Source organism: Microbacterium sp. HA-8 (assembly GCF_046111165.1).
GTDB lineage: Bacteria > Actinomycetota > Actinomycetes > Actinomycetales > Microbacteriaceae > Microbacterium.
In genome coordinates, this window is the sequence record NZ_CP162025.1 from 2182236 (window position 1) to 2208705 (window position 26470).

The 26470-nt window shown below is 69.0% G+C and carries 22 protein-coding genes and 2 tRNA genes; 16 read left to right on the forward strand and 8 right to left on the reverse strand.

What is annotated here, in order from left to right:
* The 3 genes from AB2L57_RS10400 to pepN form a co-directional block, all read right to left on the reverse strand.
* Nucleotides 1-852 carry an ABC transporter permease gene (locus AB2L57_RS10400; RefSeq protein WP_292811003.1) on the reverse strand — a complete coding sequence of 284 codons (852 nt, stop codon included), beginning with the start codon at nt 850-852 and terminating at the stop codon, nt 1-3.
* A complete protein-coding gene (locus tag AB2L57_RS10405) occupies nt 849-1760 on the reverse strand; it encodes an ABC transporter ATP-binding protein (protein WP_292811005.1) in 912 nt (303 codons plus the stop codon). The genes AB2L57_RS10400 and AB2L57_RS10405 overlap by 4 nt, the downstream gene beginning before the upstream one ends.
* Nucleotides 1761-1861: 101 nt before the next feature.
* Nucleotides 1862-4408 (reverse strand): aminopeptidase N, encoded by a 2547-nt coding sequence (gene pepN / locus AB2L57_RS10410; RefSeq protein WP_292811007.1) that lies wholly within the window; start codon nt 4406-4408, stop codon nt 1862-1864.
* Between the two features lie 118 nt (nt 4409-4526).
* On the opposite strand from pepN, the gene AB2L57_RS10415 reads away from it, so the two are divergent.
* From AB2L57_RS10415 to AB2L57_RS10440, 6 genes are all read left to right on the forward strand, one after another.
* Nucleotides 4527-5747 (forward strand): ferrochelatase, encoded by a 1221-nt coding sequence (locus AB2L57_RS10415; protein ID WP_409047023.1) that lies wholly within the window; start codon nt 4527-4529, stop codon nt 5745-5747.
* A gap of 21 nt (nt 5748-5768) precedes the next feature.
* Nucleotides 5769-6305 carry a ribose-5-phosphate isomerase gene (locus AB2L57_RS10420; RefSeq protein ID WP_292814484.1) on the forward strand — a complete coding sequence of 179 codons (537 nt, stop codon included), beginning with the start codon at nt 5769-5771 and terminating at the stop codon, nt 6303-6305.
* Nucleotides 6305-7306 (forward strand): Fpg/Nei family DNA glycosylase, encoded by a 1002-nt coding sequence (locus AB2L57_RS10425; protein ID WP_409047024.1) that lies wholly within the window; start codon nt 6305-6307, stop codon nt 7304-7306. The genes AB2L57_RS10420 and AB2L57_RS10425 overlap by 1 nt, the downstream gene beginning before the upstream one ends.
* A gap of 38 nt (nt 7307-7344) precedes the next feature.
* The gene (locus tag AB2L57_RS10430; RefSeq protein ID WP_292814478.1) at nt 7345-7986 is read left to right on the forward strand and encodes an FMN-binding negative transcriptional regulator; all 642 of its coding nucleotides are present in this window, start codon (nt 7345-7347) and stop codon (nt 7984-7986) included.
* Complete coding sequence (locus AB2L57_RS10435) at nt 7983-9503, forward strand: amidohydrolase (RefSeq protein WP_409047025.1); 1521 nt, start codon at nt 7983-7985, stop codon at nt 9501-9503. The genes AB2L57_RS10430 and AB2L57_RS10435 overlap by 4 nt, the downstream gene beginning before the upstream one ends.
* Nucleotides 9504-9777: 274 nt before the next feature.
* Complete coding sequence (locus AB2L57_RS10440; RefSeq protein ID WP_409047026.1) at nt 9778-10743, forward strand: IS481 family transposase; 966 nt, start codon at nt 9778-9780, stop codon at nt 10741-10743.
* Nucleotides 10744-10753: 10 nt separating this feature from the next.
* Here the strand turns inward: AB2L57_RS10440 and AB2L57_RS10445 are convergent, their stop codons facing one another.
* Nucleotides 10754-11251: a Dps family protein gene (locus AB2L57_RS10445; protein WP_409047027.1), complete on the reverse strand. Its 498-nt coding sequence runs from the start codon at nt 11249-11251 to the stop codon at nt 10754-10756.
* Nucleotides 11252-11400: 149 nt separating this feature from the next.
* On the opposite strand from AB2L57_RS10445, the gene AB2L57_RS10450 reads away from it, so the two are divergent.
* Complete coding sequence (locus AB2L57_RS10450) at nt 11401-13557, forward strand: acyltransferase family protein (RefSeq protein WP_409047028.1); 2157 nt, start codon at nt 11401-11403, stop codon at nt 13555-13557.
* 10 nt (nt 13558-13567) lie between these two features.
* Nucleotides 13568-14101, forward strand: coding sequence for a gamma carbonic anhydrase family protein (locus AB2L57_RS10455; protein WP_292814469.1), 534 nt, complete (start codon nt 13568-13570; stop codon nt 14099-14101).
* A gap of 12 nt (nt 14102-14113) precedes the next feature.
* Here the strand turns inward: AB2L57_RS10455 and AB2L57_RS10460 are convergent.
* Nucleotides 14114-14184 (reverse strand) — tRNA-Gly (locus AB2L57_RS10460).
* 184 nt (nt 14185-14368) lie between these two features.
* On the opposite strand from AB2L57_RS10460, the gene AB2L57_RS10465 reads away from it, so the two are divergent.
* The 6 genes from AB2L57_RS10465 (at nt 14369) to clpX (ending at nt 20373) form a co-directional block, all read left to right on the forward strand.
* On the forward strand, nt 14369-15580 hold the full coding sequence (locus tag AB2L57_RS10465) for an integrase (RefSeq protein ID WP_409046856.1): 1212 nt from the start codon (nt 14369-14371) through the stop codon (nt 15578-15580).
* Between the two features lie 171 nt (nt 15581-15751).
* A tRNA-Pro gene (locus AB2L57_RS10470) sits at nt 15752-15825 on the forward strand.
* A gap of 81 nt (nt 15826-15906) precedes the next feature.
* Nucleotides 15907-17412, forward strand: a complete 1506-nt coding sequence (tig, locus tag AB2L57_RS10475) for a trigger factor (RefSeq protein WP_409048617.1) — start codon at nt 15907-15909, stop codon at nt 17410-17412.
* 282 nt (nt 17413-17694) lie between these two features.
* Nucleotides 17695-18279: an ATP-dependent Clp protease proteolytic subunit gene (locus AB2L57_RS10480; protein WP_409047029.1), complete on the forward strand. Its 585-nt coding sequence runs from the start codon at nt 17695-17697 to the stop codon at nt 18277-18279.
* 32 nt (nt 18280-18311) lie between these two features.
* The gene (locus tag AB2L57_RS10485) at nt 18312-18995 is read left to right on the forward strand and encodes an ATP-dependent Clp protease proteolytic subunit (protein ID WP_409047030.1); all 684 of its coding nucleotides are present in this window, start codon (nt 18312-18314) and stop codon (nt 18993-18995) included.
* A gap of 109 nt (nt 18996-19104) precedes the next feature.
* The gene (gene clpX / locus AB2L57_RS10490) at nt 19105-20373 is read left to right on the forward strand and encodes an ATP-dependent Clp protease ATP-binding subunit ClpX (protein WP_409047031.1); all 1269 of its coding nucleotides are present in this window, start codon (nt 19105-19107) and stop codon (nt 20371-20373) included.
* 25 nt (nt 20374-20398) lie between these two features.
* Here the strand turns inward: clpX and AB2L57_RS10495 are convergent, their stop codons facing one another.
* On the reverse strand, nt 20399-22453 hold the full coding sequence (locus AB2L57_RS10495; protein ID WP_409047032.1) for a M3 family metallopeptidase: 2055 nt from the start codon (nt 22451-22453) through the stop codon (nt 20399-20401).
* Between the two features lie 122 nt (nt 22454-22575).
* On the opposite strand from AB2L57_RS10495, the gene AB2L57_RS10500 reads away from it, so the two are divergent.
* Together AB2L57_RS10500 and AB2L57_RS10505 are read left to right on the forward strand one after the other, a co-directional pair.
* On the forward strand, nt 22576-23187 hold the full coding sequence (locus AB2L57_RS10500; RefSeq protein ID WP_292815608.1) for a helix-turn-helix domain-containing protein: 612 nt from the start codon (nt 22576-22578) through the stop codon (nt 23185-23187).
* A complete protein-coding gene (locus AB2L57_RS10505) occupies nt 23184-23414 on the forward strand; it encodes a hypothetical protein (protein WP_292815610.1) in 231 nt (76 codons plus the stop codon). Before AB2L57_RS10500 ends, AB2L57_RS10505 begins: the two co-directional genes overlap by 4 nt.
* Before the next feature lies 1 nt (nt 23415).
* Here AB2L57_RS10505 and AB2L57_RS10510 read toward each other — a convergent pair whose 3' ends face one another.
* Together AB2L57_RS10510 and valS are read right to left on the reverse strand one after the other, a co-directional pair.
* A complete protein-coding gene (locus AB2L57_RS10510; protein WP_292815612.1) occupies nt 23416-23658 on the reverse strand; it encodes a hypothetical protein in 243 nt (80 codons plus the stop codon).
* Nucleotides 23658-26231 carry a valine--tRNA ligase gene (gene valS / locus AB2L57_RS10515; protein ID WP_292815615.1) on the reverse strand — a complete coding sequence of 858 codons (2574 nt, stop codon included), beginning with the start codon at nt 26229-26231 and terminating at the stop codon, nt 23658-23660. The genes AB2L57_RS10510 and valS overlap by 1 nt, the downstream gene beginning before the upstream one ends.
* Nucleotides 26232-26470: the final 239 nt, after the last annotated feature.

Sequence of the window (26470 nt, forward strand, 5' to 3'; positions counted from 1 at the left end):
CTACGCGTCGCGTGTCTTCAGGACCGCGATGCCCCCGACGAGAGCGGCCACGGCCCACGCGATGATCGTGACGACCGCGGGCGCGGTCTCGAGCGGGTTGCCCGAGATGCCGCTGGAGAGGAAGAGCGACTGCCCGGCGTTGGAGGGCAGGTAGCTGGCGAGGTCGTGGATCCATGCGAAGTCGTCGACCCGCGGAAAGAAGCTCACGATCAGCGGCGCGACGAACACCAGCCCGATGCCGACGGCGAGCGCGCCGGGGCCGTTGCGGATGATGAAGCCGAGGCCCACGCCCATCATCGCCATCAGCGCGAGGTAGCCCGCGGCACCGAGCAGCGGCATGAGTGAGGAGTCCGCGTCGCCGATGTCGAGCGCGTTCGCGTCGAGGATCGGGGCTGTCACCACCGCCGTGACGGCGAAGACGACGACGCTCGTCACGAACATCGTGACTCCCACGACGAGAGCCTTTGCGAGAAGGGCGCCGAGCCGGGCGGGCGCCGCGGTCAGGGTCGAGCGCACCATTCCCGTCGAGTACTCGCCGGTCACGGTGATCGCGCCGAGGATGACGGCGAGCAGCTGGGTGAGCACCGTGCTGAAGACGATCACCTGCACGGCCACCGAGTTGCCCTCCGGCATTCCCCCGCCCGTGCCGGCGAAGCTGGCGAAGGATGCCGCCATCAGCAGGCTCAGCCCGATCGACAGCGCGATCACCAGCGCGATCGACCACCAGGTCGAACGCACCGTCGTCAGTTTGATCCACTCCGAGCGCACGAGACGACCGACCGTGAGGTGGACGCGGGGGTCGGCGGGGCGCTTCGAGGTGAGGTCCGGGGCGGGCGTGGTGAGGGTGCTCATGCGATGTCCTTGGTCTTGTACTCGACGTCGTCGCCGGTCAGGCGCAGGTAGGCGTCCTCGAGGGTTCCGGATGTCGGGGTGAGTTCGTGCAGGGTGATTCCGGCGCGGGCGGCGAGATCACCGACGGCTGCGGCGTCGATCCCGGCGATCTCGAGCACGCCCGTCTCGACGGAGGTGATGGTGATGCCCTCGCCCGCCAGCGCCTCGGCGAGCGCACCCGCCTGCGGGCTGCGCACGTGCACCGAATGACGCGTCCACTGGGAGACGATGTCGCCGACGGAGGCATCTGCGAGCACCCGGCCGCGCCCGAGGACGATGATGTGGTCGGCGGTCACCGCCATCTCGCTCATCAGGTGGCTCGAGAGCAGCACGGTGCGACCCTCCGCCGCCGCCTGCCGGACGAACCGTCGCACCCACATCACGCCCTCCGGGTCGAGGCCGTTCACCGGCTCGTCCAGGATGAGGGTGTGCGGGTCGCCGAGGAGTGCAGCGGCGATGCCGAGGCGCTGCCCCATACCCAGGGAGAATCCGCCCGCGCGCTTGCGAGCCACCGACCCGAGACCGGTGATCTCGATCACCTCGTCGACCCGGGAACGGGGGATGCCGTGGGTCGCGGCCATCGCGCGCAGGTGATTGGTTGCGCTCCGTCCGGTGTGGACGGCCTTGGCATCCAGCAGCACACCCACTTCGGTCAGGGGAGCGCGCATCGAGGCGTAGGAGTGCCCATCGACGGTGACGTGCCCACCGGTGGGACGGTCCAGGCCCACGATCATGCGCATCGTGGTCGACTTGCCGGCACCGTTGGGCCCGAGGAAGCCGGTGACCCTCCCGGGCCTGACGGTGAAGCTGGCGTCTGCGACGGCGTGCCGTGCCCCGAAGTCCTTGCTGAGGTTCTCTGCGACGATCATGGCTTCACGCTACGGAAGAACCCCCCTGGATCGCGTCCGACCCAGGGGGGTTCTTGCTCCGTCGCGGGTCGTACCGTGGTACCGGTCCGCGCGGGTGAGAGTCAGGCGGCGTCGCGCTCCTGCACCGAGAGCGCACGCTCGACCCCGGCGAGGTTCTCGTTGACGAGCCGGCGCAGAGCCGCGGGAGCATCCGGGTTCGCGGCCAGCCAGGCGCGGGTCGCATCCTGCAGCGCGGCGTTCGCCAGCGGCGCAGGATACAGACCCGTGATGAGGTATTGGGCGATCTGGTAGGTGCGCGACTCCCAGATCGGCAGCAGCATCTCGAAGTACGCCGGGACGAAATCCTCGAGCAGGTGCGCCGTCGCGGGGTGGGTGAAGCCGAGGGCCGCCTGTCGCACGATCGTGTTGGGCAGGTCGGCCTTGGACACGAGCGAGTCCCAGGCGGCTCGCTTCGTCTCTCGATAGGGCTGGGCGGCACGGGCGAGAGCGGCGAACTCGGCGCCCTTCGAGGTGTTGTCGGCGGCCAGCGCATCCTCGATGTCGGCGGCCGTCACCACGCCTCCCGCGGCGAGCGAAACCAGGAGCTGCCAGGAGAGGTCCGTGTCGATCTCGAGGCCGGGGAGAGTCGTCTCGCCGGCACGCAGCGCACGCACCGTCTCCCACTGCGCCGGCACCGCGGCGGCGTTGGCGAACGCGGTCACGAACTGCAGTTGGCTGTCGCTGCCGGCCTCGGCGCTCTGCGCGAGATCCCACAGGCCGTCGGCGACACGCACGCGCGTGGCATCGCGCGTTTCGGGCGCGACGTAGGAGTTGGCGGCGAGCTGGAGTTGGGCGAGAGTCGTGCGCACGGTGGTCGACTCGGTCTCGGCGCCGATGTTGCGCAGCACCAGATCGACGTAGTCCGAGGGCGAGGCCTCGGCATCCCGGGTCTGATCCCATGCGGCGCCCCAGACGAGCGAGCGCGCGAGCGGATCGGAGATGTCGCCGAGATGGGCGATCGCGGTGGCGAGAGAGCGCTCGTCGAGCCGGATCTTGGCGTACGCGAGATCGTCGTCGTTCAGCAGAACGAGATCGGGACGCGGCAGGCCGGTGAGCTCGTCGACATCGGTGCGATCGCCGTCCACGTCGAGCTCGATGTGGTGCACGCGGGTGAGCGCGCCGTCCTTCACCGAGTAGAAGCCGACACCCAGCCGGTGGGGGCGGATGGTCGGGTAGTCGGCGGGAGCGGTCTGCACGATCGCGAAACGCGAGATGGTGCCGTCCGCCGCCTCTTCGATGAGCGGGGAGAGCGTGTTGACTCCGGCCGTCTCGAGCCACTTCTTCGCCCACGACGACAGTTCGCGGCCGCTCGTGGCCTCGAGCTCGGCGAGCAGGTCGCCCACCTCGGTGTTGCCCCACTCGTGGCGGGCGAAGTACGCCGCGACGCCGGCGAAGAACTGCTCGATCCCCACCCAGGCCGCGAGCTGCTTGAGCACCGATCCGCCCTTGGCGTAGGTGATGCCGTCGAAGTTGACCTGCACGTCTTCGAGGTCGTTGATCTCGGCCACGACGGGGTGCGTCGAGGGCAGCTGGTCCTGCCGGTAGGCCCAGGTCTTCTCCATGGCGTTGAAGGTCGTCCAGGCAGCCGTCCACTCGGTGGCCTCGGCGGTCGCGATCGTCGACGCCCACTCGGCGAAGGACTCGTTCAGCCAGAGGTCGTTCCACCACTTCATGGTGACGAGGTCGCCGAACCACATGTGCGCGAGCTCGTGCAGGATCGTCACGACGCGGCGCTCCTTGACCGCGTCGGTCACCTTGCTGCGGAAGACGTAGGTCTCGGTGAAGGTGACCGCGCCCGCGTTCTCCATCGCACCCGCGTTGAACTCGGGCACGAACAGCTGGTCGTATTTGGCGAAGGGGTAGGGGTAGTCGAACTTCTCCTCGTAGTAGGCGAAGCCCTGCCGCGTCTTCTCGAAGATGTAGTCGGCGTCGAGGTGCCGCCAGAGGCTCTTGCGGCCGTACACGCCGAGCGGGATCACACGGCCGGAGGCGCTCGTGAGCTCGGAGAACGTGGACTCGTAGGGCCCCGCGACGAGCGCGGTGATGTACGAGGAGATGCGCGGAGTGGGCTCGAAGGCCCACGTCGCCGATCCGTCGCCCTCGGGTGCGGGCTCGGGCGTGGGGGAGTTGGAGATCACCTTCCACACCTGGGGCGCCCGGACCGTGAAGCGGAACTCGGCCTTCAGATCGGGCTGCTCGAAGACGGCGTACATGCGTCGGGAGTCGGGCACCTCGAACTGCGAGTAGAGGTACACCTCGCCGTCGACGGGGTCGACGAAACGGTGCAGGCCCTCGCCGGTGTTGGTGTACAGGCAGTCGGCGTCGACGATCAGCTCGTTCTCGGCAGCCAGGTCATCGAGCGCGATGCGCGAGTCCGCGAACGCCGTCGCGGGATCGATGGAGCGCCCGTTCAGGGTGATCTCGCGGACCTCGCGCGCGATCAGGTCGATGAACGTCGAGGCGCCGGGGGTGCCGCCGAAGCGCACGAGCGTGCGGGATCCGAAGACCTCCGCACCCTTCGTCAGGTCGAGATCGACGTCGTAGGAGTGCGTCTCGACGACGGCGCGGCGCTCCTGCGCCTCGATGCGGGTGAGGTTCTCTCCAGGCACTGCGATGCTCCCGTGGGTGGTGGGTGGAGGCGCGGACGCGCCGACGCGGATGTCGCGACCGGGCTGCTGGCGCCGGTGGCAACCGCCCCAGCCTACGCCCCGTGACGCGGCGCCGACCATGTCGCCGGGTGGCAGGATTGGGGACGTGCCCATCGACACCCCCGCGACAGATCCGGTCGTCCTCCACGCCTCGCCCGCCGCGGCCGGCGGCGCTGCCCACATCGAGACCCCGGTGCCGTACGACGGCATCCTCCTCGCCAGTTTCGGCGGCCCCGAGGGCCAGGAGGACGTCATCCCGTTCCTGCGCAATGTGACCCGCGGGCGGGGTATTCCCGACGAACGCCTCGAAGAGGTCGCGCACCACTACCGGCACTTCGGGGGCATCAGCCCCATCAACGCGCAGAATCGCGAGTTGAAGACCGCGATCGAGGGTGAGCTCGCCCGCCGCGGCATCGACCTGCCGGTCTACTGGGGCAACCGCAACTGGGGCCCTTTCCTCGACGAGGCGGTGCGAGAGGCCGCCGAGGCCGGTGACACGACCCTCCTCGCCGTCGCCACGAGCGCCTACAGTTCGTTCTCGAGCTGCAGGCAGTACCGGGAGGACTTCGCGCGCGTCCTGACCGATACGGGGCTGGCAGGCACCGTCACGATCGACAAGGTGCGTCAGTTCTTCGATCACCCGGGCTTCGTCGCGCCCTTCGTCGCCGGCGTGCGCGAAGCCGTCGCCGGCTTCCTCGCCGAGGGCGTGGAGGCCGCCGCCATCCACGTCCTCTTCTCCACCCACAGCGTGCCGATCGACGACGCCCGTCGCTCCGGCCCGCGCGACCGCGAATGGGGCGACGGCGGAGCATACGAGGCGCAGCACCTCGCCGTGGCCGAGTACATCATGGCGCAGGTGGCCGACGAGTACGCGGATGCCGCCACCGTGCCCTGGCAGCTGGTCTATCAGTCGCGCTCGGGCCCGCCGACCCAGCCCTGGCTCGAGCCCGACGTCTGCGATGTGATCGAGACGCTGCCCGCTCAGGGAGGCAGAGCGGTCGTCATCGTGCCGCTGGGCTTCGTCAGCGATCACATGGAGGTCAAGTGGGACCTCGACACCGAGGCGATGGATGCCGCCGCCGAGGCGGGTCTGCGTGCCGTGCGCACGCCCACCCCGGGCATCGACCCCGCCTACGTCGCGGGTCTGGTCGATCTCGTCGAGGAGCGACTGCACGGCACCCCGGCCGCCGATCGACCGCACGTGACCGACCTCGGACCGTGGTTCGACGTGTGCCGGCCCGCCTGCTGCGAGAACATCCGTGCGGGGTTCAAGCCGGCAGCATCCGGGATCGCCCCGTAGGCGCTCCCTAGGATGAATGCCATGCGCATCCACATCGCGACCGATCACGCAGGTCTCGAATTCTCCACCCGCCTGCAGCACCACCTCAGCGACCAGGGCCACGAGGTCATCGATCACGGGCCCCTCGAGTACGACCCGGTCGATGACTACCCGGCGTTCTGCATTCGTGCGGCGGAGGCCGTCGTGCGCGATCAGGCCGAGGGCGTCGAGGCTCTGGGTGTGGTCTTCGGCGGCTCGGGCAACGGCGAGCAGATCGCGGCCAACAAGGTGCGGGGCGTGCGCGCCGCCCTCGCCTGGAGCACGGCGACGGCGGAGCTCGCCCGGGAGCACAACGATGCGAATGTGATCGCGATCGGTGCACGTCAACACACCTTCGAAGAGGCCGCGTCGTTCATCGACACCTTCATCGCCACGCCGTTCTCGCAGGACGAGCGGCATGTCCGCCGTATCGCCCAGGTCGGCGCCTACGAGATCGACGGCTCGCTCCTGCCCGACCCGCGGGCGGCAGCGCCCGCCGGCGGCGAGTCGGCCGACGCGATCGACCCCGAGGCGGGCTGATGCCCGAGGGGCACTCCGTCCACCGGATCGCCCGGCAGTTCGACCGCAACTATGTCGGGCGCGAGGTCTCGGCCTCGAGCCCGCAGGGCCGGTTCCTCGAGGGCGCCGCGGCCATCGACGGACGGTCGGCGGTCTCGGTGCGCGCCGTCGGCAAGCAGATGTTTCTCGAATTCGACGCCGATCTGTGGCTGCGGATACACCTCGGGATGTACGGGGCCTGGGACTTCGCGGGCGAGATCCTCGTCGACCCGACGATCGCGGCCGCCAACGGGCGTATGGGACAGACCAACCAGCGCGGCACCGCTCTCGAGGGCGAGCCCGTGTTCGATGCCGCAGGGGAGAACTCCCTGAGTTCGATCGGCGCGCCGCGCCGGGCGCGCGTGCACGTGCGCATGTCGGAGCAGACGACGGGGCTCGCGGACGAGGGCGACGAATGGCCCCCGCCCGTGGTCGGCCAGGTGCGTCTGCGTCTGCTCACGGGCAGCACCTGCGCCGATCTGCGGGGCCCCACTGCCTGTCAGCTGCAGAACCCCGACGAGGTCGCCGCGACCATCGCGAAGCTCGGACCCGACCCGCTGGTCGACGACGTCGCCGCGGGGGAGGAGCGCTTCGTCACGGCGGTGCGCAGGAAGACGACGCCGATCGGTCTGCTGCTGATGGATCAGGCGGTGGTCAGCGGCATCGGCAACGTGTACCGGGCCGAGATGCTCTTCCGCGCACGGCTCGACCCGCACACGCCGGGCCGGGACGTGCCGACCGATGTAGTCCGCGAGCTGTGGCGCGATTGGGTGCGGTTGCTCGCGATCGGCGTCGAGACCGGCCAGATGATGACGATGGACGACCTCGACCCCGACGCGTACCGACGCGCGATGGCCCACCGCGACGACCGGCACTGGGTCTACCACCGCGCGGGTCTGCCGTGCCGGGTATGCGGCACCGAGGTGCTGCTCGAGGAAATGGGTGCCCGCAAGCTCTACTGGTGCCCGAGCTGTCAGCGCTGACAGCATCCATCCGCACGCGCGGATCGTAGGCTGATCGGGTGCGCCAGAATCCCTCGTTCGCGATGACCGACGTCGGCGAACTGCGTCGGCTGATCGACCTGAATCCCTGGGTGACCCTCGTCAGCCACACCGCCGACGGAGCCGTCGCCTCGCACTACGCGGTCCTTCTCGACGACGCGCGCGACGACCTCACGATCGTGGGGCACGTCGGCAAGCCCGACGACCTGATTCACGGTCTCGGCGACCGGGAGCTGCTCGTGATCGTCCAGGGGCCGCACGGCTACATCTCGCCGGGATGGTACGGCGATGTCGCGGCGGTGCCGACGTGGAACTTCGTCTCGGCCCACCTCTCCGGCGTACCCGAGCTGCTCAGCACCGAGGACAACCTCCGCGTGCTCGAGCGCCTCGTCGACCGGTTCGAGGGCACGATGGCTCACCCCCGGCCGATGTGGCAGGCGCCGAACGATCCGGTCTTCGTCGAGCGCCTCGAGCGCGGCACGGTGGGGTTCCGGCTGACGCCGACACGTGTGGTCGCCAAGCGCAAGCTCAGCCAGAACCGCCCCGCCGAGGTCGTCGAGACGATCATCGCCGAACTCTCGGGCGACGGCGTGTACGCTCAGCCCGCCCTCGCCGACGAGATGCGACGTGCTCTCGACGCACGACGGGCGCCGACGCCGTGAACCACGGCGAGCACGTCACGGCCGTCCTCGGCGCACGCATCGTTTCGGCGGGATCGCCGCTGCCCGGCGGCGACGACGAGCCGCACGACGTCTTCGTCGCCGACGGCCGCATCATCGACATCGCCCCGGCCGGCGCACTGCGACCGCGGGGCGCCGCGCTCGACGGCACGGGATGCTGGCTGACGCCGGGCCTGTGGGACCACCACGTGCATGTGATGCAGTGGGCACTGGTCGCCCAGCGGGTCGAGCTCGGCTCCGCCGCGTCGGCGGTCGACGCGGCGCGCATCATGGCGGATGCACCCGTGCTCCACGGTGTCCAGGACGACGGTCGACGTGTGGGCACGGGATACCGCGACGCCCTCTGGCCCGACGCGCCGAGCCTCGGTCTGCTGGATTCGGTGACGGGCGAGGTGCCGACCTACCTGATCAACGCCGACGTGCACAGCGTCTGGCTGAACTCCGCAGCGCTGCGTCGGGAGGGATTCGTCGACCTCGCCGACGACGGCGTGCTGCGCGAGGGGCCGGCGTTCGAGATCTCGCGCCGTCTGAACGACATCGAGCCCGCGATCGCCGACGCGTTCGTCACGCGCGCCGCACGGGCCGCCGCGGCGCGAGGGGTGGTCGGGATCGTGGATCTCGACATGGCCTGGAACGAGGGAGCCTGGACCCGCAGACTCGTCGGGGGGTTCGACGCGCTGCGCGTCGAGTTCGGCATCTACCCGGAGTATCTCGATCGCGCGATCGCCGAGGGGCTGGTCTCCGGCGCTCCCGTCCGCGGAGCCGACAGCGACCTGGTGCACGTGGGCCCCCTCAAGGTGATCACCGACGGATCGCTCGGCACGCGCACGGCGGCGTGCTCGCATGCCTATCCCGACGACCCGCACAACACGGGACTGCTCACCGTTGCGCCCGAACGGCTGATCGAGCTCATGACGCAGGCGACGGGAGCGGGCCTCCGATGCGCGGTGCACGCGATCGGCGACGTCGCCAACACCCGAGCCCTCGACGCGTACGCCCTGACCGGCGCCACCGGCACGGTCGAGCATGCGCAGCTGGTCGCCCACGCCGACATCCCCCGGTTCGCGCGCCTCGGCGTGGGTGCGAGCGTGCAGCCCGTGCATGCGCTCGATGACCGCGACATCACCGAGCGGGAGTGGGCGGCGCAGACGGCGCTGGCCTATCCGCTGCGTGCGCTGGCCGATTCCGGGGCTGCGCTGCTGTTCGGTTCGGACGCGCCCGTGTCACCGCTCGATCCGTGGGCGGCGATGGCTGCGGCGGTCTTCCGCAGCCGGGGCGGCCGCGCGCCGTGGCGTCCGCAGGAGGCCGTCCCGATCGGCACGGCGCTCGATGCATCGACGCACGGCGGCAGCGGCGGAGGCGCCGCGCGCATCGAACCCGGTGCGCGCGGCGATCTCGCCCTGTGCACGGCCGATCCCCGGACCGCGGATGAGCCGGGCCTGCGCGCCATGGGGATCGCCGCGACCCTGCTCGGCGGTCGGCTCACGCACATCGCCTGAGCTCGAGCCGTCCGAGGGACCTGCCCGGCGTGCACAGCTTCGGACGGAAGCGCCGACACGCCGGTTCATTGAGCCTGCGCGCGGCGCGTCGGGGACAGCATCCGCCGTTGTGCACGGGCGGGGATGCCGGGGCCCGGGCATGACGAAGCCCCCGGGCCGTGCGGCACCGGGGGCTAGATGTACTTCCCCGGCAGGTTGTGAACGGCTGAGGTAGGCGAAGACCTCCGGGCAGGATGTGGGTTACCACACTCGCACCCTGACCACGGAGGTCTTCGTGACTCACGCTAACGCGCCTTTGACGCCGGAGGGGCGTCGTCGTCTTGCTGTTCTCATCGTCGATGAGGGATGGACGTTGCAGCGCGCGGCGGAACGGTTCCAGTGCTCACCGGCGACCGCGAAGCGGTGGGCCGACCGGTATCGGGCCGGGTTGGCGTTGACGGACCGCAGCTCGAGGCCGCAGTCGTCGCCGAATCGGCTGCCGCAGAAGACGGAGCGGCGGATCGTGTCGTTGCGGTTCACCCGCCGGTGGGGGCCGCATCGGATCGCGTATCAGCTGCGGTTGCACCGCTCCACGGTCGGGCGTGTCCTCGCCCGATACGGCATGCCGAAGCTCGCGAATATCGACCAGGCCACCGGGCTCCCGGTCCGCAAGCCCAAGCCGAAGCGGTATGAGCTCGACACGCCGGGCCAGCTCGTGCACGTGGATATCAAGAAGCAGGGCCGGATCCCGGACGGCGGCGGTTGGCGGGTGCACGGCAAGGGGTCCGTGCAGGACCGGGCTGCCGGCGTCGCTCGCGGGAAGGCGACACGTGCCGGCGCTGCGGGCTCACGCGGATACCGGTATCTGCACCACGCCGTCGACGACCACTCGCGTGTCGCGTACTCGGAGATCCTCGACGACGAACGCAAGGAGACCGCCGCCGGGTTCTGGACCCGCGCGAACGTGATGACAGACAACGGCGCCTGCTACCGCTCACATGCCTTCGCCGCGGCGCTCGGCGACGATGTCAAGCACAGATGGACCAAGCCCTACCGGCCGCAGACCAACGGCAAGGTCGAACGGTTCAACCGCACCCTCGCCGCCGAATGGGCCTACGCGAAGCCCTACGCCAGCGAAGCCGAACGGACCTCCGCCTACGAGGCCTGGCTGCATCACTACAATCACCACAGACCCCACACCGGCATCGGCGGCCAGACCCCCTCAGCCCGCGTTCACAACGTCACGGGGAAGTACAGCTAGACGACAGCTGCTACGCGCTGACGTGGGCGACGAGGAACCAACGGTCCTTCTCGAGGCCCCGCTTGATCTCGATCGCGACGTCCTGGCTCGTCAGATCGACCTCGTCGAGGCCGTCGATGGCGGCCTGGAGGTCGGCGAGCACGGCGTCCATGTCGGCGATCACGTCGCGCACCATCTCGTCGGAGGCCGTGAAGCCGGCCGGGACGGCCGTCGGCGTCACCTTGCCTGCGATCGTCGAGAGGCGTGCGTCGATGGGCAGGCCGAGGGCGACGATGCGCTCTGCAGCGGTGTCGGCCCAGTCGCCCGCGTGGTCGACGATCACGTCGAGCAGTTCGTGCACGCCCACGAAGTTCGCCCCGCGCACGTGCCAGTGGGCCTGCTTGCCGTTGACGACGAGGGCCTGGAGGCCGAGCACGACGGGGGAGAGGAACTGGGCCGCGCCGACGGCGACGGTGGGGTCGACGGAACTGGTCGAAACGGTGTTGGAATCGGTGTGTGCCTTGGTCATGACATCCCCTCCTGCCACGGTTCTCGTGGCTCATTGGGCCCAACGCTACTCAGCCTCAGACATTCCGCAAGCAAGCTGAGGCTGGGCTAAGCGCCGCGGAACGACGCGGAAATACCGGGATCGGGTGCACGGGCGGGTACCGTCATCTGGTGCCCTCCGCAGACCACGACCTCGGCCCCCAGAACCTCGGGTCGCCTGCCCGCACCGTCCTGAGAGAGCCGCCCGCGGCGTCGCCGGAGCACGCGGAGCCGTCGCGCTTCATCCCGCACGTGCAGGGCCTGCGCGCGATCGCGGTGCTCTTCGTCGTGCTGTACCACTTCTGGCCGGGGCGCCTCTCCGGCGGGTACGTCGGCGTCGACGTCTTCTTCGTCATCTCCGGCTTCCTGATCACGGGCCACCTGATGCGCGAGATCGAGGCGACCGGAGGCGTGCGCCTGGCCCAGTTCTGGGCGCGTCGCGCGCGGCGGCTTCTGCCGGCATCCCTGCTCGTGCTGCTCTTCAGCGCGCTGGTCGTCGCGTCGCCGTATCTGTTCCCCCTGTCCGCGCTGCCCAACGAGGTGCGCGAGATCATCGCCTCGACCTTCTACGTCGAGAACTGGTACCTGGCGATCTCCTCCACCGATTACCTCGCGCTCTCGGGGGAGCCCACGACGGTGCAGCATTACTGGTCGCTCTCGCTCGAGGAGCAGTTCTACGTGCTGTGGCCCCTGATCATGCTCGGTGCGGCATACATCGCGGTGCGATTCGCGCGGGGCGCCCGTCGCCGCGCGATCCTCTGGACGCTGGGCGTGGTCACGCTGGCCTCGTTCGTGTTCTGCGTGATCTTCACGATCACAGATCCCGCACCCGCCTACTTCGTCACGTTCACGCGCATGTGGCAGTTCGGCGTCGGGGCGATGATCGCCCTCATCCCGATGCTGCGCGTGCGGCACGCGGTCGGCAGCTTCGTCCTCGGCTGGGCGGGCGTCTTCGCGCTGCTGTATGCGGCGTTCTTCTTCGACGGTCAGACGCCCTTCCCGGGATACATGGCGCTCGTGCCGACTCTCGGCGCGGCAGCGGTGATCGCGGCATCCAACACGCAGCGCTGGTGGTACCCGACGCGGATGCTGTCCATCCGGCCCGCGCAGTTCGTCGGCGACATCTCCTACAGCCTCTACCTGTGGCACTGGCCGCTCATCGTCATCGCCCCCTCGGTGCCCTTCTGGGGGCTCACGATCTACCACCGCGTCGCACTGCTGGCGCTCTGCTTCGTGCTCGCGTGGCTCACCAAGCGCTTCGTGGAGGACCCGGCGCGTTCCTGGAAGGTCCTGACCCGCCGCCGCCCGCGCGTGACGCTGTGGTCGTCGCTGGTCGCCATGATCCTCGTGGCCGCCACCGCCGCGGGCGCGTGGGCCGTCAACGCGCCCGCCTACCGCGACGGCGTCGCGGCGATCGCCTCGCTGCGCGAAGACCCGCCGGAATGCTTCGGCGCGCAGAGCGTGCTCGACCCCGCCTGCGCCGGCACCGACTTCGGCGACCAGGTGCTCCCCGCACCCGGATTCGCCGCCGCGGATCGGCCCGCCGAGGAGCAGTGCTTCGTGCAGTTGAACGACACGCGCCCCGTGACGTGCGAGTTCGGCTCGGACGCCCCCGACGCGCCCGAGATCGTGCTGATCGGCGACAGTCACGCCTTCCAGCTGCTGTCGACGTTCGAGCGCATCGCGACCGACAACGGGTGGCACCTCACGACCCTCTTCAAAGGCGCGTGCCCGTGGAGCACGACACCCCTGTCCACCCCCGGCGCGTTCGGCGAGGCATGCACCCAGTGGCGTGAGAACGCCGTGGAGGTGCTCGAGCAGCGAGCACCCGACGCGATCTTCACCGCCGCCATCTCCACCACCCCCTACTCGACCGCGGGCTTCGACTCGCAGCACGACGCGGCGGTGGCCGGATATCGCGAGGCGTGGGCCCCGATGCTGGATGCCGGCATCCCGATCGTCACGGTCGTCGACAACCCCGTGTGGGAGAACGATCCCAACAAGTGCCTGCGCACGCGCGGTGTCGCCGCGTGCGACGGTCCGCGCGATGCGCTGCTGGGCGACCAGGATGCGCTGCGCGACGCCGCCGACGGTCTGGATGGTGTCACCGTGCTCGATTTCACCGATGTCTTCTGCGACGACACGACGTGCTTCCCGGTCATCGGCGGGGCGAACGTGTATCGCGACGAGGATCACCTCACCGTCAGCTTCGTCGATTCGCTCGCGCCGCAGTACGAGGTCGCGCTGAGATCGGCACTGGGGATGGGCGACGGCTCGCTGACGCAATAGCCTCGAGCGCATGACGATCTCACCCGACGCCTCGCTGATCGCCCTCGAGGGGGCGGAGCCCGTCGTGCACCCCGCATCCTTCATCGCCGCCGGCGCGCGCGTGGTCGGCGGGGTGACCCTCGCCGAGGGTGCCAGCGTCTGGTACAACGCCGTGCTGCGGGGCGACTCCGCCTCGATCCGCGTGGGTCCGGGCAGCAATCTGCAGGACAACGTCTCGGTGCACGTGGATGCCGCGCACGGCGTCGAGATCGGCGCCGACGTCTCGGTGGGGCACAATGCGGTCGTGCACGGCTGCCGCATCGGCGACGGCACCCTCATCGGCATGGGAAGCGTCGTGCTCTCGGGCGCCGTCATCGGTGCGGGGTGCCTGATCGCGGGCGGTGCAGTGGTGCTCGAGGGGACCGTCGTGCCCGATGGCTCGCTCGTGGCGGGAGTTCCCGGCAAGGTGCGCCGGACGCTGAGCGATGACGAACGCGCGGGGATCCTCCGCAACGCGCACGTCTATCGAGAGCACTCCGCGCGCCACGCGGCGGCGCTCGGCTGAGTTCGGAATCGGAGGGGCTGACGGGAATCGAACCCGCATCATTAGTTTGGAAGACTAAGGCTTTACCACTAAGCTACAGCCCCGCATTCGACGGGTGGCCGTCGAGGGTGGGTGTTCAGTTGTGGGGGACTGCGGCGGTGAGCCGCGGCATCCGTCAGTGTAACGGAGTCTGCGAGGGCCCACGAATCGCCGACGAGACTCAGCTAAAAGGTCCGGGAAGGGCTGCGCGTGCCTCACGTAGGAATGTCCGCGTAGTTCCCTGGGGTGATGAGCAGGGAGTTGTCGATGGCGGCGCGCCGTGAGATCACGAAGAAGTTCGCCCGCGAGTATGCGAAAGCAGGCAAGGAAGAGAAGGGCCGGCTGCTGGACGAGCTTGTGCACGCGACAGGCTGGACGCGTGATCACGCGCGCCGCGCGATCCGTGCCGCGAACGCACGCAAAGGTGCCGCGCGCGATCAGCAGCGTAAGCCGCGTGAGCGGAAGTACTCCTACGATGCGCTCGTGGTGCTGCAAGAAGTCTGGCGGCTGTCCGGGCAGCCGTCGGGAAAGTACTTCGCGGCGATCATGGACGACACCCTCGAACGCCTCGTCCGCTTCCGTGAGCTCGGCAAGGTCGAGCAGCGGGTCACACCGGAGGTGCTGGACGAGTTGCGATCGATGAGCGCCGCGACGATCGACCGGTACCTGAAACCGCACAAGGACGCCGCCTACCCGGTCGCGGTCTCGGGCACGAAGCCGTCCCACATCCTGCGCTCTTCGATCCCGACGCGCACCAGCATGGACGCCCCGCTGACCGTCCCGGGGTTCCTGGAGCTGGACACCGTCGCGCACTGCGGCCACTCCCTCAAAGGCGAGTTCCTGCGCACCCTGACCGGCACCGACCCGGTCGCGGGGTGGACGATGCTGCGCACGATCCGCAACAACGCCTACGTGCACGTGCACGGCGCCCTGGAATGGATGGTGAAGAACGCGCCCGTCCCGGTCGCCGGGCTCGACTTCGACAACGGATCCGAGTTCATGAACTGGGGCGTGATCGCCTGGGCGGACAAGAAGGAGATCCCCGTCACCCGGGGGCGTCCCTACAAGCACAACGACAACGCGCACGTCGAGCAACGCAACGGCGACTGGGTCCGCAAACACGCGTTCCGCTACCGCTACGAGACCGAGGCGGAGATGACCCTGCTCAACGAGCTCTGGGATTTCGTGATGGCCCGCAAGAACCATCTGCTGCCCTGCGTGAAAGCGATCGACTGGACCCACACCGCAGCCGGCCGGAAGAAGCGCGTCTACGACAAGCCACGTACCCCCTACCAGCGGTTGCTCGACGCCGGTGTGCTCGACGAGAAGACCCGCGCCCGACTGGAGCGCGAGCATGCGAAGCTGAACCCGGCACGGATCACCCGACGGATCAACCAGATCCAGCAACAACTCATCGAACTCGCCGCCGCCCGCACCCAGGGCACCCGCCCCGCCGCCTGAGCTACGCGGACATTTCACGTGAGGCAAGCATCACTCACTCCCGGACATCTTGACGTGAGGCAAGACGATCGCCGCGGCGGTGGGGCGATGGCGCGCGCACCTCGCCGCGTGCGACCGTCGGCTAGACTCGCATGGGCCGTTTCGTGTCCGCGCGCCTGCGTGGGTACCGCCCGGGGCGTAGCTCAGCTTGGTAGAGCGCCCGCTTTGGGAGCGGGAGGCCGCAGGTTCAAATCCTGTCGCCCCGACATACGTGCCCCCAGACCTCACAGACCTTCACCCGCCGCGTCCGCGTGTGCGGAACACCACCGAGGAGAACAACAAGCATGGTGAACAGCACCGTCGAGCAGCTGAGCCCCACCCGCGTCAAGCTGCGCATCACGGTCACCCCCGATGAGCTCAAGCCCAGCATCACGCACGCGTACGAGCACATCGCGCAGGACATCCAGATCCCCGGCTTCCGCAAGGGCAAGGTGCCCGCGCCGATCATCGATCAGCGTGTGGGCCGCGGTGCCGTCATCGAGCACGCCGTCAACGAGGGGCTTGACACCTTCTTCCGTCAGGCCGTCTCCGAGCACAAGGTGCGCATCGTGGGCCGTCCGGCCGCCGACATCGTCGAGTGGCCCAACGAGAAGGACTTCTCGGGCGACCTGCTGGTGGATGTCGAGGTCGACGTCCGCCCCGAGATCACCCTGCCCGAGCTCGAGACGATCACCCTCACGGTCGACGCCGTCGAGGTCGACGAGGCTGCGGTCGACGCCGAGCTCGATCGCCTGCGCGGCCGCTTCGGCACGCTCTTGACGGTGGACCGCCCCGCCAAGACGGGCGACTTCGTCGAGCTCGATCTGGTCGCCACGATCGACGGCGCCGAGATCGACCGCGCCGGCGGCGTGTCGTACGAGGTCGGCTCGGGCGAACTGCTCGAGGGTATCGACGACGCGATCGAGTCGCTCACCGCGGGTGAGGAGACCACATTCCGCTCGACGCTCGTCGGGGGCGACCACGCCGGTGAGGAGGCCGAGGTCGCCGTGACGATCAAGGCCGTCAAGGAGCGCGAGCTGCCCGAGGCCGACGACGACTTCGCACAGATGGCGAGCGAGTTCGACACGATCGCCGAGCTGCGCGAGAGCCTGAGCGCGCGCGTGAGCGAGCAGTCCGTGTTCACGCAGGGCGCGGCGGCGCGCGACAAGCTGATCGAGACGCTGCTCGAGCAGCTCGAGATCCCGGTGCCCGCGCAGCTCGTCGAGGACGAGGTGCACAACCACCTCGAGGGTGAGGGTCGTCTCGAGGACGACGTGCACCGCGCCGAGGTGACCGAGGCCAGCGAGAAGCAGTTCCGCACGCAGGTTCTGCTCGACACGATCGCCGAGCAGTCCGACGTGCAGGTCTCGCAGGAGGAGTTGACCCAGTACCTCATCCAGTCGGCGGCGCAGTACAACATGGCCCCGCAGGAGTTCATGCAGGCGCTGCAGCAGGGCAACCAGCTGCCCGCGCTCGTCGGCGAGGTCGCCCGCAACAAGGCGCTCGCGATCGCGCTCGGCAAGGTCACGGTGATCGACACCGACGGCAAGTCCGTCGACCTCTCGGGCTTCGTCGCCGTCGACGACGAGGAAGAGATCGACGAGGCCGAGCTCGAGGCCGCCGAGGAGGCGCAGGACATCGCCGACGAGGCGGCCGCCGCCGAGGCCGAGAAGCCCGCCAAGAAGACTCCGGCCAAGAAGGCTCCGGCCGCCAAGAAGGCCCCCGCCGCCAAGGTTCCCGCCGAAGACGCCCCGGCCAAGAAGGCTCCCGCCAAGAAGGCCCCGGCCAAGAAGGCCGCGGCCGAGACGGAGTAATCGACTGAACGCCAAAGGGATGGATGCTGCAGCATCCATCCCTTTGGCGTCTCCGGGCCGCGAGTGCCGTGCCTCGACGCGTCGGCCCCATGCCCCGCGTCGGCCCCGTGTGTTCGGCGTTGGGGCGTCGGAATCACGTTGGGGCGCGCTGCAGCGCGCCCCAACGTGATTCCCGCGCCCCAACGTGCGGATCGAGGGTCGATCTGCCCACGGCGAACACGACCGGCGGCGCCGATGCGCGCCGGTAGATTCGTCGCAGACGTAAAACGAAACGGAGCAACAATGGCCGAACCATTGATGGCAACGAGTGTCTTTGACCGGCTGCTGAAGGATCGCATCATCTGGCTCGGGTCCGAGGTGCGCGACGAGAACGCCAACGAGATCTGCGCGAAGATCCTCCTCCTCGCCGCCGAGGACTCGCAGCGCGACATCTACCTGTACATCAACTCGCCCGGCGGGTCGATCACGGCCGGCATGGCCATCTACGACACGATGCAGTTCGTGCCGAACGACATCGTCACCGTCGGCATCGGCATGGCAGCATCCATGGGTCAGCTTCTGCTGACCAGCGGCACCAAGGGCAAGCGGTACATCACCCCGAACGCCCGCGTGCTGCTGCACCAGCCGCACGGTGGTTTCGGCGGCACGGCGTCCGACATCCAAACGCAGGCGCAGCTGATCATCTCGATGAAGAACCGTCTCGCGGAGATCACCGCGGCGCAGACGGGCAAGAGCGTCGAGCAGATCAACGAGGACGGCGACCGCGACCGCTGGTTCACGGCGGACGAGGCGCTCGAGTACGGCTTCGTCGACCACATCCGCGAGCACGCAGCGGACGTCGCCGGCGGCGGCGGAACCGCGAACTGACGGCACCGGGCGAAAGACAAGGAACGACACGCATGGACATCCCCACCTTCGGCGCTGCGGCGCAGGGTCTCGCCCACCGCGGTGTGCAGGCCCCCGGGTCGCGCTACATCCTCCCGCAGTTCGAGGAGCGCACGGCCTACGGCTACAAGCGGCAGGACCCCTACAACAAGCTCTTCGAAGATCGCGTCATCTTCCTGGGCGTGCAGGTCGATGACGCCTCGGCCGACGACGTCATGGCTCAGCTGCTCGTGCTCGAGAGCCAGGATCCCGATCGCGACATCATCATGTACATCAACTCGCCCGGTGGCTCGTTCACCGCGATGACGGCGATCTACGACACGATGCAGTACGTCTCGCCGCAGATCTCCACCGTCGTCCTCGGCCAGGCGGCCTCGGCCGCGGCCGTGCTGCTCGCCGCCGGCGCCCCCGGCAAACGACTCGCGCTGCCGAACGCCCGAGTCCTGATCCACCAGCCCGCCATGGGTGAGGCGGGTCACGGTCAGGCGTCGGACATCGAGATCCAGGCCGCCGAGATCCTGCGCATGCGCACGTGGCTCGAGTCGACGCTGTCGAAGCACTCGAACCGCACGCCCGAGCAGGTCAACCGCGACATCGACCGCGACAAGATCCTCGGGGCGACCGAGGCGCTCGAGTACGGTCTCGTCGACCAGGTGCTCACGACGCGCAAGCGCGTGCCCGCGGCGCTGACCACCTAACAGTCTGCAACGATCCAGCCCCGGCATCCGTCAATACGTACGGATGTCGGGGCTTGCCGTTAGGCTCGAGTAGACCTGAGCCCACCCGGGCAGCACGAGGAGGAGCCTGATGGCACGCATCGGTGAGAGCGCCGACCTGTTCAAGTGCTCCTTCTGCGGAAAGAGCCAGAAGCAGGTCGTCCAGCTGATCGCAGGACCGGGTGTCTACATCTGCGACGAGTGCGTCGAGCTGTGCAACGAGATCATCGAAGAGCGCATGGCCGAGTCCGGCTCCGGCGTCGTCTCGGACTTCGATCTGCCGAAGCCGCGTGAGATCTTCTCGTTCCTCGAGGAGTACGTCGTCGGGCAGGACGACGCGAAACGAGCACTCTCGGTCGCGGTCTACAACCACTACAAGCGGGTGCGCGCGCACGGCACCATCCAGTCCGCCGAGCAGCGCGCCGACGAGATCGAGATCGCCAAGAGCAACATCCTGCTGCTGGGCCCGACCGGCTGCGGCAAGACCTACCTCGCGCAGACGCTCGCGAAGCGTTTGAACGTGCCCTTCGCCGTCGCCGACGCCACCGCCCTCACCGAGGCCGGGTATGTCGGAGAAGACGTCGAGAACATCCTGCTGAAGCTCCTCCAGGCCGCAGATTTTGACACCAAGCGCGCCGAGACCGGCATCATCTACATCGACGAGGTCGACAAGATCGCCCGCAAGGCCGAGAACCCCTCGATCACGCGCGATGTCTCCGGCGAGGGTGTGCAGCAGGCGCTGCTGAAGATCCTCGAGGGCACCGTCGCCTCCGTGCCGCCGCAGGGCGGACGCAAGCACCCGCACCAGGAGTTCATCCAGATCGACACCACGAATGTGCTGTTCATCGTGGCCGGGGCCTTCGCCGGGCTCGAAGAGATCATCTCCTCCCGTGTCGGCAAGCATGGTGTCGGCTTCGGCGCTCCGCTGCAGGAGAAAGACAAGGTGCAGAACCTCTTCAGCGACGTCCTGCCCGAAGACCTGCACAAGTTCGGCCTGATCCCCGAGTTCATCGGGCGCCTGCCCGTCGTCGCGTCGGTGTCGCCGCTCGACCGCGAGGCGCTGATCGAGATCCTCACCGGCCCCCGGAACGCGCTCGTCAAGCAGTACGAGCGCATGTTCGAGCTCGACGGCGTCGGCCTCGAGTTCGAGCACGAGGCGCTAGAGGCCATCGCCGAGCTCGCGGTGCTGCGCAAGACCGGCGCGCGCGGCCTGCGCGCCATCCTCGAAGACGTGCTCGGGCCGATCATGTTCGAGATCCCTTCCGCCGAGAACGTCGCGAAGGTCGTCATCACGCGGGCAGCCGTCGAAGACGGCGCCGCGCCGACGCTCGTGCTCAACCGGGCGAAGAAGAGCGCCTGATCGGGTCTCTTCACGCAGGTGAGGGTCAGGCCGTCAGGCCTCGGCGCTCCAGCAGGGGCCGGATGTCGGCATCCCGGCCCCGAAAGTCGCGGTAGGCCTCGAGCGGATCCTTCGATCCCCCCACTCCCAGCAGGCGTCGGCGGAACCGCTCTCCGTTCGTGCGCGTGAGTCCGCCGTTCTCGCGGAACCACTCGACCGTGTCGGCGTCGAGCACCTCGCTCCAGATGTAGGAGTAATAGCCCGCGCTGTAGCCGCCCGAGAACACGTGCGCGAAGTAGGTGGAGGAATAGCGCGTGGGTACGGCGGGGGAGTCCAGCCCGATGTCCGCGAGCGCCGCGGCCTCGAAGGCGGCGACGTCCTCGACCGCTGCCGCCTGCGCCGGCGAGAGCGAGTGCCATGCCTGGTCGAGCCAGGATGCTGCCAGATACTCGCTCGTCGCGAAGCCCTGGTTGAACACCTCGCTTCCGCGCAGGCGCTCGACGACGTCAGCCGGTAGTGGCTCGCCGGTCTCGACGTGGCGTGCATACTCGGCCAGCACGTCGGGCCAGAGGATCCACATCTCATTGACCTGGCTCGGAAACTCCACGAAGTCGCGGAACACGTTCGTTCCCGCGAAGCGAGGGTAGGTGACGGTGGCGAACAGGCCGTGGAGGGCGTGCCCGAACTCGTGGAAGAGGGTCGTGACCTCATCGAGAGTCAGGAGCGTGGGCATCCCCGTGCCGGGCGCGGCGACGTTGAGGTTGTTCACGACGATCGGGAGCGTGCCGCGCAGGGCCGACTGCGAGACGATCGAGTTCATCCAGGCGCCTCCGCGCTTGGAATCGCGCGTGTACAGATCGAGGACGTAGAGCCCGACGGGGGACCCGTCCTCGTTCGACACCTCGAACACCCGGGCTCCCGGGTGGTATGCGGACAGATCACCCCGCTCGGCGAAGGTGATGCCGTACAGCGCCGTGGCGGCGCGGAAGACGCCGTCCTTCAGCACCCGCTCGGCCTCGAACCACGGGCGCAGCGCCGCGCTGTCGAGGTCGTATCGCGCCTGACGCACCTTCTCGGTGAGGTAGGCCCAGTCGTGCGCCCCGACCGTGAACGGCTCGGGCTCGGCGTCGGCCATGTGCTGCAGCTCTTCTCGTTCGGCCTCGGCATTGCGGGCCGCGGGTGCGGCGAGCCGCCGCAGCATCCCATGCACCGCGTCCGGCGAACCCGCGGTCTCGTCGGCGGTGACATAGGCGGCGTGCGAGGGGTACCCCAGCAGTTCGGCGCGCTCGGCCCGCAGCCGCACGATCTCGAGGAGGACCGCCGAGTTGTCGTTCACCCCTCCGCGCGCCGCGCGGGATCGGGATGCCGTCATGATGCGCTCGCGCGTGGCGCGATCGGTCAGCGTCGCCAGATAGGGGTGGCCGGTGAACAGCGGAAGAGTGATCGCGTAGCCCTGAACGCCGCGGTCGGCGGCCGCGTGCCGCGCTGCCGACAGCTCGCCCTCGCCGAGACCCGCGAGCTCAGCCTCGTCGGCGAAGATCACCGCCAGCTCGTTGGTGTCGGCGAGCAGATTCCTCTCGAAGGTCGTCGTCAAACTCGACAGGCGCTGATTGAGTTCGGTCAATCGCGCCTTGGCTTCGTCGTCGAGCGCGGCGCCCGCGTGGGTCATCTCGCGGAATGTGCGCTGCACGAGATACCGCTGTTCGGGGGTGAGGGGGAGGTCGTCCAGCTGCTCATGCAACGTGCGCACCCGCCCGTACAGTGCGGCATCGAGCTGGATGGCATCCTGATGGGCCGACATGAGCGGGGCGAGCGTCTCATCGACCTCCTGGATCTCGGGTGTCGCGTCGGCCGAGCTCACCGTGTAGAAGGTGCGCGCGACACGGTCCAGCAGTGCGCCGCTGCGCTCGAGCGCGTCGAGGGTGTTCTCGACGGTGGGCATCGACCGCTGTCGGGTGATCGCGTCTACCTCTGCGAGCTGTTCGGCGAACGCGATCTCGAAAGCCGGCAGGTAGTGCTCGGGCTCGATCGTGGCGTAGTCCGGCAGGCCGTACGGCAGCGGGCTGGGGGAGAGCAGGGGATTGGCGGACACGTCGGACATCCGACCAGCGTAGCCGCGGCGGCACCCCGAGGTCCGGGACGACGCAGAGCCAGGGACGTCCACGCAGTCACAAACGCAAACAATTGCTTGCAAAGGACCATTTGCAAAGATATGCTTGCGTCGTGGCAGATGAGCATCAGACAGCATCCGACCGGATCCCCCGGGACGCACGCGTGCTCGGGGTCGGCGCGTTGCGGGCGCTCGCCCACCCCCTGCGCATCCGCATCTACGATCTGCTCGCGGCCCACGGTCCGCAGACGGCGAGTTCGCTGGCCGACCTCGTCGGGGAGTCCTCGGGCGTCACCAGCTACCATCTGCGCGCGCTGGCCAAGCACGACCTCATCCGGGAGGTCGAGGGTCTCGGCACCGCGCGCGAGCGCTGGTGGGAGCGCCCCCGCGGGGCGGTGTCGCTGTCGAATCCCGAGACGGCCAAGACACCGTCGGGACGCGCCGCCACCGAGATGGTGCTCGCCGAGTTCTACCGGCAGCGTCACGACGAGCTCATGACCTACATCGCGACCAGCATGAAGCAGGACCCCGACGAGTGGCCCGGAACCCTCCTCACCGCCAACGCCCGCCTCACCCGCGCCCAGGCCGACGAACTCGGCCGCAAGATCCAGATGCTCGTCAACGACACCCTCGACAAGCACCGCGGACAGATCGGCGAGGGGCTGCTGCCCTACGCGGTGCGGGCCGACGTCTTTCCCCTCATCGTGGGTGAGGTGCGCACGTGACCGCACTCGCGGGCGCGCGGACGACGATCGCCGGCATCCGCCCGACTCTCCTCGAGCGCGGGATGCTGTCGCTTGCCACCGCGCTCGAGAACAGGGTCGCCCGTAGGCTCGAGCGTCGCGCCGACGCGGGGTCGCACCGCGGCCGACGGATCGATCACGCCCGGGTCGCGGACGCGCAGGAACGCTGCGTCGTGCGTGCCCACGCGCTCGGTGTGCTGCGCGCCTGACTCAGGCGAATTCGTCACCGGCGTCGTGGCGGACGACGACCTCGCCGTCGCGGTCGATCGTCACGATGACCCCGGTGTCGAGCTCGGCGACGGGGCGCCCTTCGAGCCACGTGAGCGTCCACCGCGGGGCGGGTGCACCCTCACTCAGTGACAGTTGCTCGACGTCGCGGATCGCTCCGTGCAGCGCCTGCGGCACCGCCACAGGCGGGACCTCACCGGCGCTCCAGCGTGTTCCCAGTTGCATCAGGCCGAGACCTCCTCGAACTCGATGGCCGCGACCGCCGTGGTCTCGGCCTCTGTGAAATCGATGCGGGCGATGCGGCCGACGGCGCGCAGGTCGCCCTCCGCGAGGCGGAGGCGCTCGATGTTCTCGGCCGTCGCCGCGATCGTCGCCCGGGCGACGGGGGTCTTCTGCGAGACCTTCGCCTCGGTCTTCGCGCGGCGGATGCCGATCAGTGCCTCGCCGGTCGCCGTCAGCACCGCGGGGTCTCCGGGCCGTGCACCGGGCGTCGGCCAGGGGCTCGTGTGCACCGAGTCCGCGTGGAACCACGACCAGGACTCCTCGGCCGCGAACACGAGCACCGGGGCGAGCAGGCGCAGCAGTGTCTCGAGGGCGGTGCGCAGAGCGAGGGCGGCAGAGGCCTGTCCGTCGTTGCCGCCGTCGTAGGCGCGCTCCTTGACCAGTTCGAGATAGTCGTCGCAGAACGTCCAGAAGAACGACTCGGTGACTTCGAGTGCGCGGGCGTGGTCATATGCCTCGAACGCCTTCGTCGCCTGTGTGATGACCTCGTCGAGGGTCGCGAGCATCGACGCGTCCAGTGCCTCGGTGATCTCGGCACCCTCCGGCACGGGGAACGAGAGCACGAACTTCGCCGCGTTCAGCACCTTGATGGCAAGACGCCGTCCGATCTTGATCTGCGTGGGGTTCTGCGGGTCGAAGGCGGCGTCGGTGCCCAAGCGGCTCGAGGCCGCCCAGTAGCGCACGGCGTCCGAGCCGTGCTGGGCGAGGATGTCGGCGGGGGTGACCACGTTGCCCTTGGACTTCGACATCTTCTTGCGGTCGGGGTCGACGATGAAGCCGCTGATGGCAGCATCCGTCCAGGGCGCGCGGTCGTCCTCGAGCGCACTGCGCAGCATCGTGGAGAACAGCCAAGTGCGGATGATGTCCTGGCCCTGCGGGCGCAGATCGAAGGGGGCGACCAGGCTCCAGAGGTCCTCGTCGCGTCGCCAGCCGCCCGCGAGCTGTGGCGTGAGGCTCGACGTCGCCCAGGTGTCGAAGACATCGGTCTCGGCGTCGAATCCGCCGGCCACGCCCCGCTGTTCGGCGGTGTAACCGGCGGGGACGTCACTGGTGGGATCGATCGGGAGGGCACCGGCATCCGGGGTCAGCACGCGCGAGTAGTCGCGCTCGCCGTTCTCATCCAGCGCGTACCAGACGGGGATCGGCACTCCGAAGAAGCGCTGGCGAGACACGAGCCAGTCCCCGGTGAGGCCGCCCACCCAGTTCTCGTACCGGACGCGCATGAAGTCGGGATGCCACGCCACCTCCTGGCCGAGCGAGATCAGTCGCTCGCGCAGCTGCTCGTCCCGCGCGCCGTTGCGGATGTACCACTGGCGGGTCGAGACGATCTCGAGCGGCCGGTCCCCCTTCTCGAAGAACTTCACGGCGTGCGTGAACGGCTTCGGATCACCGACCATCTCGCCGGACTCGGCGAGCAGCTCGACGATGCGCTTCTTGGCGCTGAACACGGTCTTGCCGGCGATCTCCGCGTAGGCGCTGCGTGCAGCATCCGTCACGAGCGCCTCGGGGGCGTCGGCCAGCACGCGCCCGTCGCGCCCGATGATCGTGCGATTGGGCAGGTCGAGCTCGCGCCACCAGATGATGTCGGTGACGTCGCCGAACGTGCAGATCATCGCGATGCCGGAGCCCTTGTCGATCTGCGCGAGCGGGTGCGCGAGCACGGGAACCTCGACGTCGAACAGCGGGGTACGGACGGTCGTGCCGAACAGCGGCTGATAGCGCTCGTCGTCGGGATGGGCGACCAGGGCGACACAGGCCGCGAGCAGCTCGGGGCGCGTCGTCTCGATGTGCACATCGCCGCTGCCGTCGGTCTTGTGGAAGGCGAGGCGGTGGTAGGCGGCCGGCTGGTCACGGTCCTCGAGCTCGGCCTGCGCGATCGCGGAGCGGAAGTCGACGTCCCACAGCGTCGGCGCGAGCGCCTGATACGCCTCCCCGCGCTCGATGTTGTGGAGGAAGGCGAGCTGGCTCGTGCGGATCGTCTCGTCGCTGATGGTGCGGTAGGTCTGGGTCCAGTCGACGCTCAGCCCGAGGTCGCGCCAGAGCGCCTCGAAGTGCTTCTCGTCTTCGACGGTGAGCTTCTCGCACAACTCGATGAAGTTGCGTCGGCTGATGGGCCGCTGGTCGGCTGCCTTGCTGCTCTTGTTGTCTCCGCCTTCGAAGGGCGGAGTGAACTCGGGGTCGTACGGCAGGGTCGGGTCGCAGCGCACGCCGTAGTAGTTCTGCACACGGCGCTCGGTGGGCAGTCCGTTGTCGTCCCAGCCCATCGGGTAGAACACCGTCTTGCCGCGCATGCGCTCGAAACGCACCTTGACGTCCGTGTGCGTGTAGCTGAACACATGGCCGATGTGGAGGCTGCCCGACGCCGTCGGCGGGGGAGTGTCGACGCTGTAGACGCCTTCGCGACCGGATGCCGCGGCCGCTGCACGATCGAAGAGATAGGTGCCTGCGGCATCCCATGCGCTGTCCCACTTGTGCTCGAGGCCCTCGAGGGCGGGCTTGTCGGGAATCTCGGCCATGGGTGTCTCCTCGATATGTGCGGCACGGTGTGTGCGTGCCTGAGTGTGGGATGCGCCTCGAGTTTATCGCGCGGGGTGGGCCCCCGGCATCCGGTCTCCGATCAGCCTCGATCCCGCCCCGCCCCGCCCGGTCCTGCCCCGTCCTGCCCCGTATGGGAGGAGATCCCCGTTGCGGAGGATGCTTTGCGCCGATTCCATCCTCCGAACGCGAGATCTCCTCCGAAACGGAGACCGGTGGT

Coding starts and splice junctions, on each gene's coding strand:
- AB2L57_RS10455 (WP_292814469.1), top strand. CDS start 13,568: ATGACGATCTCACCCGACGCCTCGCTGATCGCCCTCGAGGGGGCGGAG.
- AB2L57_RS10510 (WP_292815612.1), bottom strand. CDS start 23,658: ATGCAACTGGGAACACGCTGGAGCGCCGGTGAGGTCCCGCCTGTGGCG.
- AB2L57_RS10400 (WP_292811003.1), bottom strand. CDS start 852: ATGAGCACCCTCACCACGCCCGCCCCGGACCTCACCTCGAAGCGCCCC.
- AB2L57_RS10480 (WP_409047029.1), top strand. CDS start 17,695: ATGGCCGAACCATTGATGGCAACGAGTGTCTTTGACCGGCTGCTGAAG.
- AB2L57_RS10415 (WP_409047023.1), top strand. CDS start 4,527: ATGTCGCCGGGTGGCAGGATTGGGGACGTGCCCATCGACACCCCCGCG.
- AB2L57_RS10445 (WP_409047027.1), bottom strand. CDS start 11,251: ATGACCAAGGCACACACCGATTCCAACACCGTTTCGACCAGTTCCGTC.
- clpX (WP_409047031.1), top strand. CDS start 19,105: ATGGCACGCATCGGTGAGAGCGCCGACCTGTTCAAGTGCTCCTTCTGC.
- AB2L57_RS10425 (WP_409047024.1), top strand. CDS start 6,305: ATGCCCGAGGGGCACTCCGTCCACCGGATCGCCCGGCAGTTCGACCGC.
- valS (WP_292815615.1), bottom strand. CDS start 26,231: ATGGCCGAGATTCCCGACAAGCCCGCCCTCGAGGGCCTCGAGCACAAG.
- AB2L57_RS10465 (WP_409046856.1), top strand. CDS start 14,369: ATGAGCAGGGAGTTGTCGATGGCGGCGCGCCGTGAGATCACGAAGAAG.
- AB2L57_RS10420 (WP_292814484.1), top strand. CDS start 5,769: ATGCGCATCCACATCGCGACCGATCACGCAGGTCTCGAATTCTCCACC.
- AB2L57_RS10495 (WP_409047032.1), bottom strand. CDS start 22,453: ATGTCCGACGTGTCCGCCAATCCCCTGCTCTCCCCCAGCCCGCTGCCG.
- AB2L57_RS10485 (WP_409047030.1), top strand. CDS start 18,312: ATGGACATCCCCACCTTCGGCGCTGCGGCGCAGGGTCTCGCCCACCGC.
- AB2L57_RS10405 (WP_292811005.1), bottom strand. CDS start 1,760: ATGATCGTCGCAGAGAACCTCAGCAAGGACTTCGGGGCACGGCACGCC.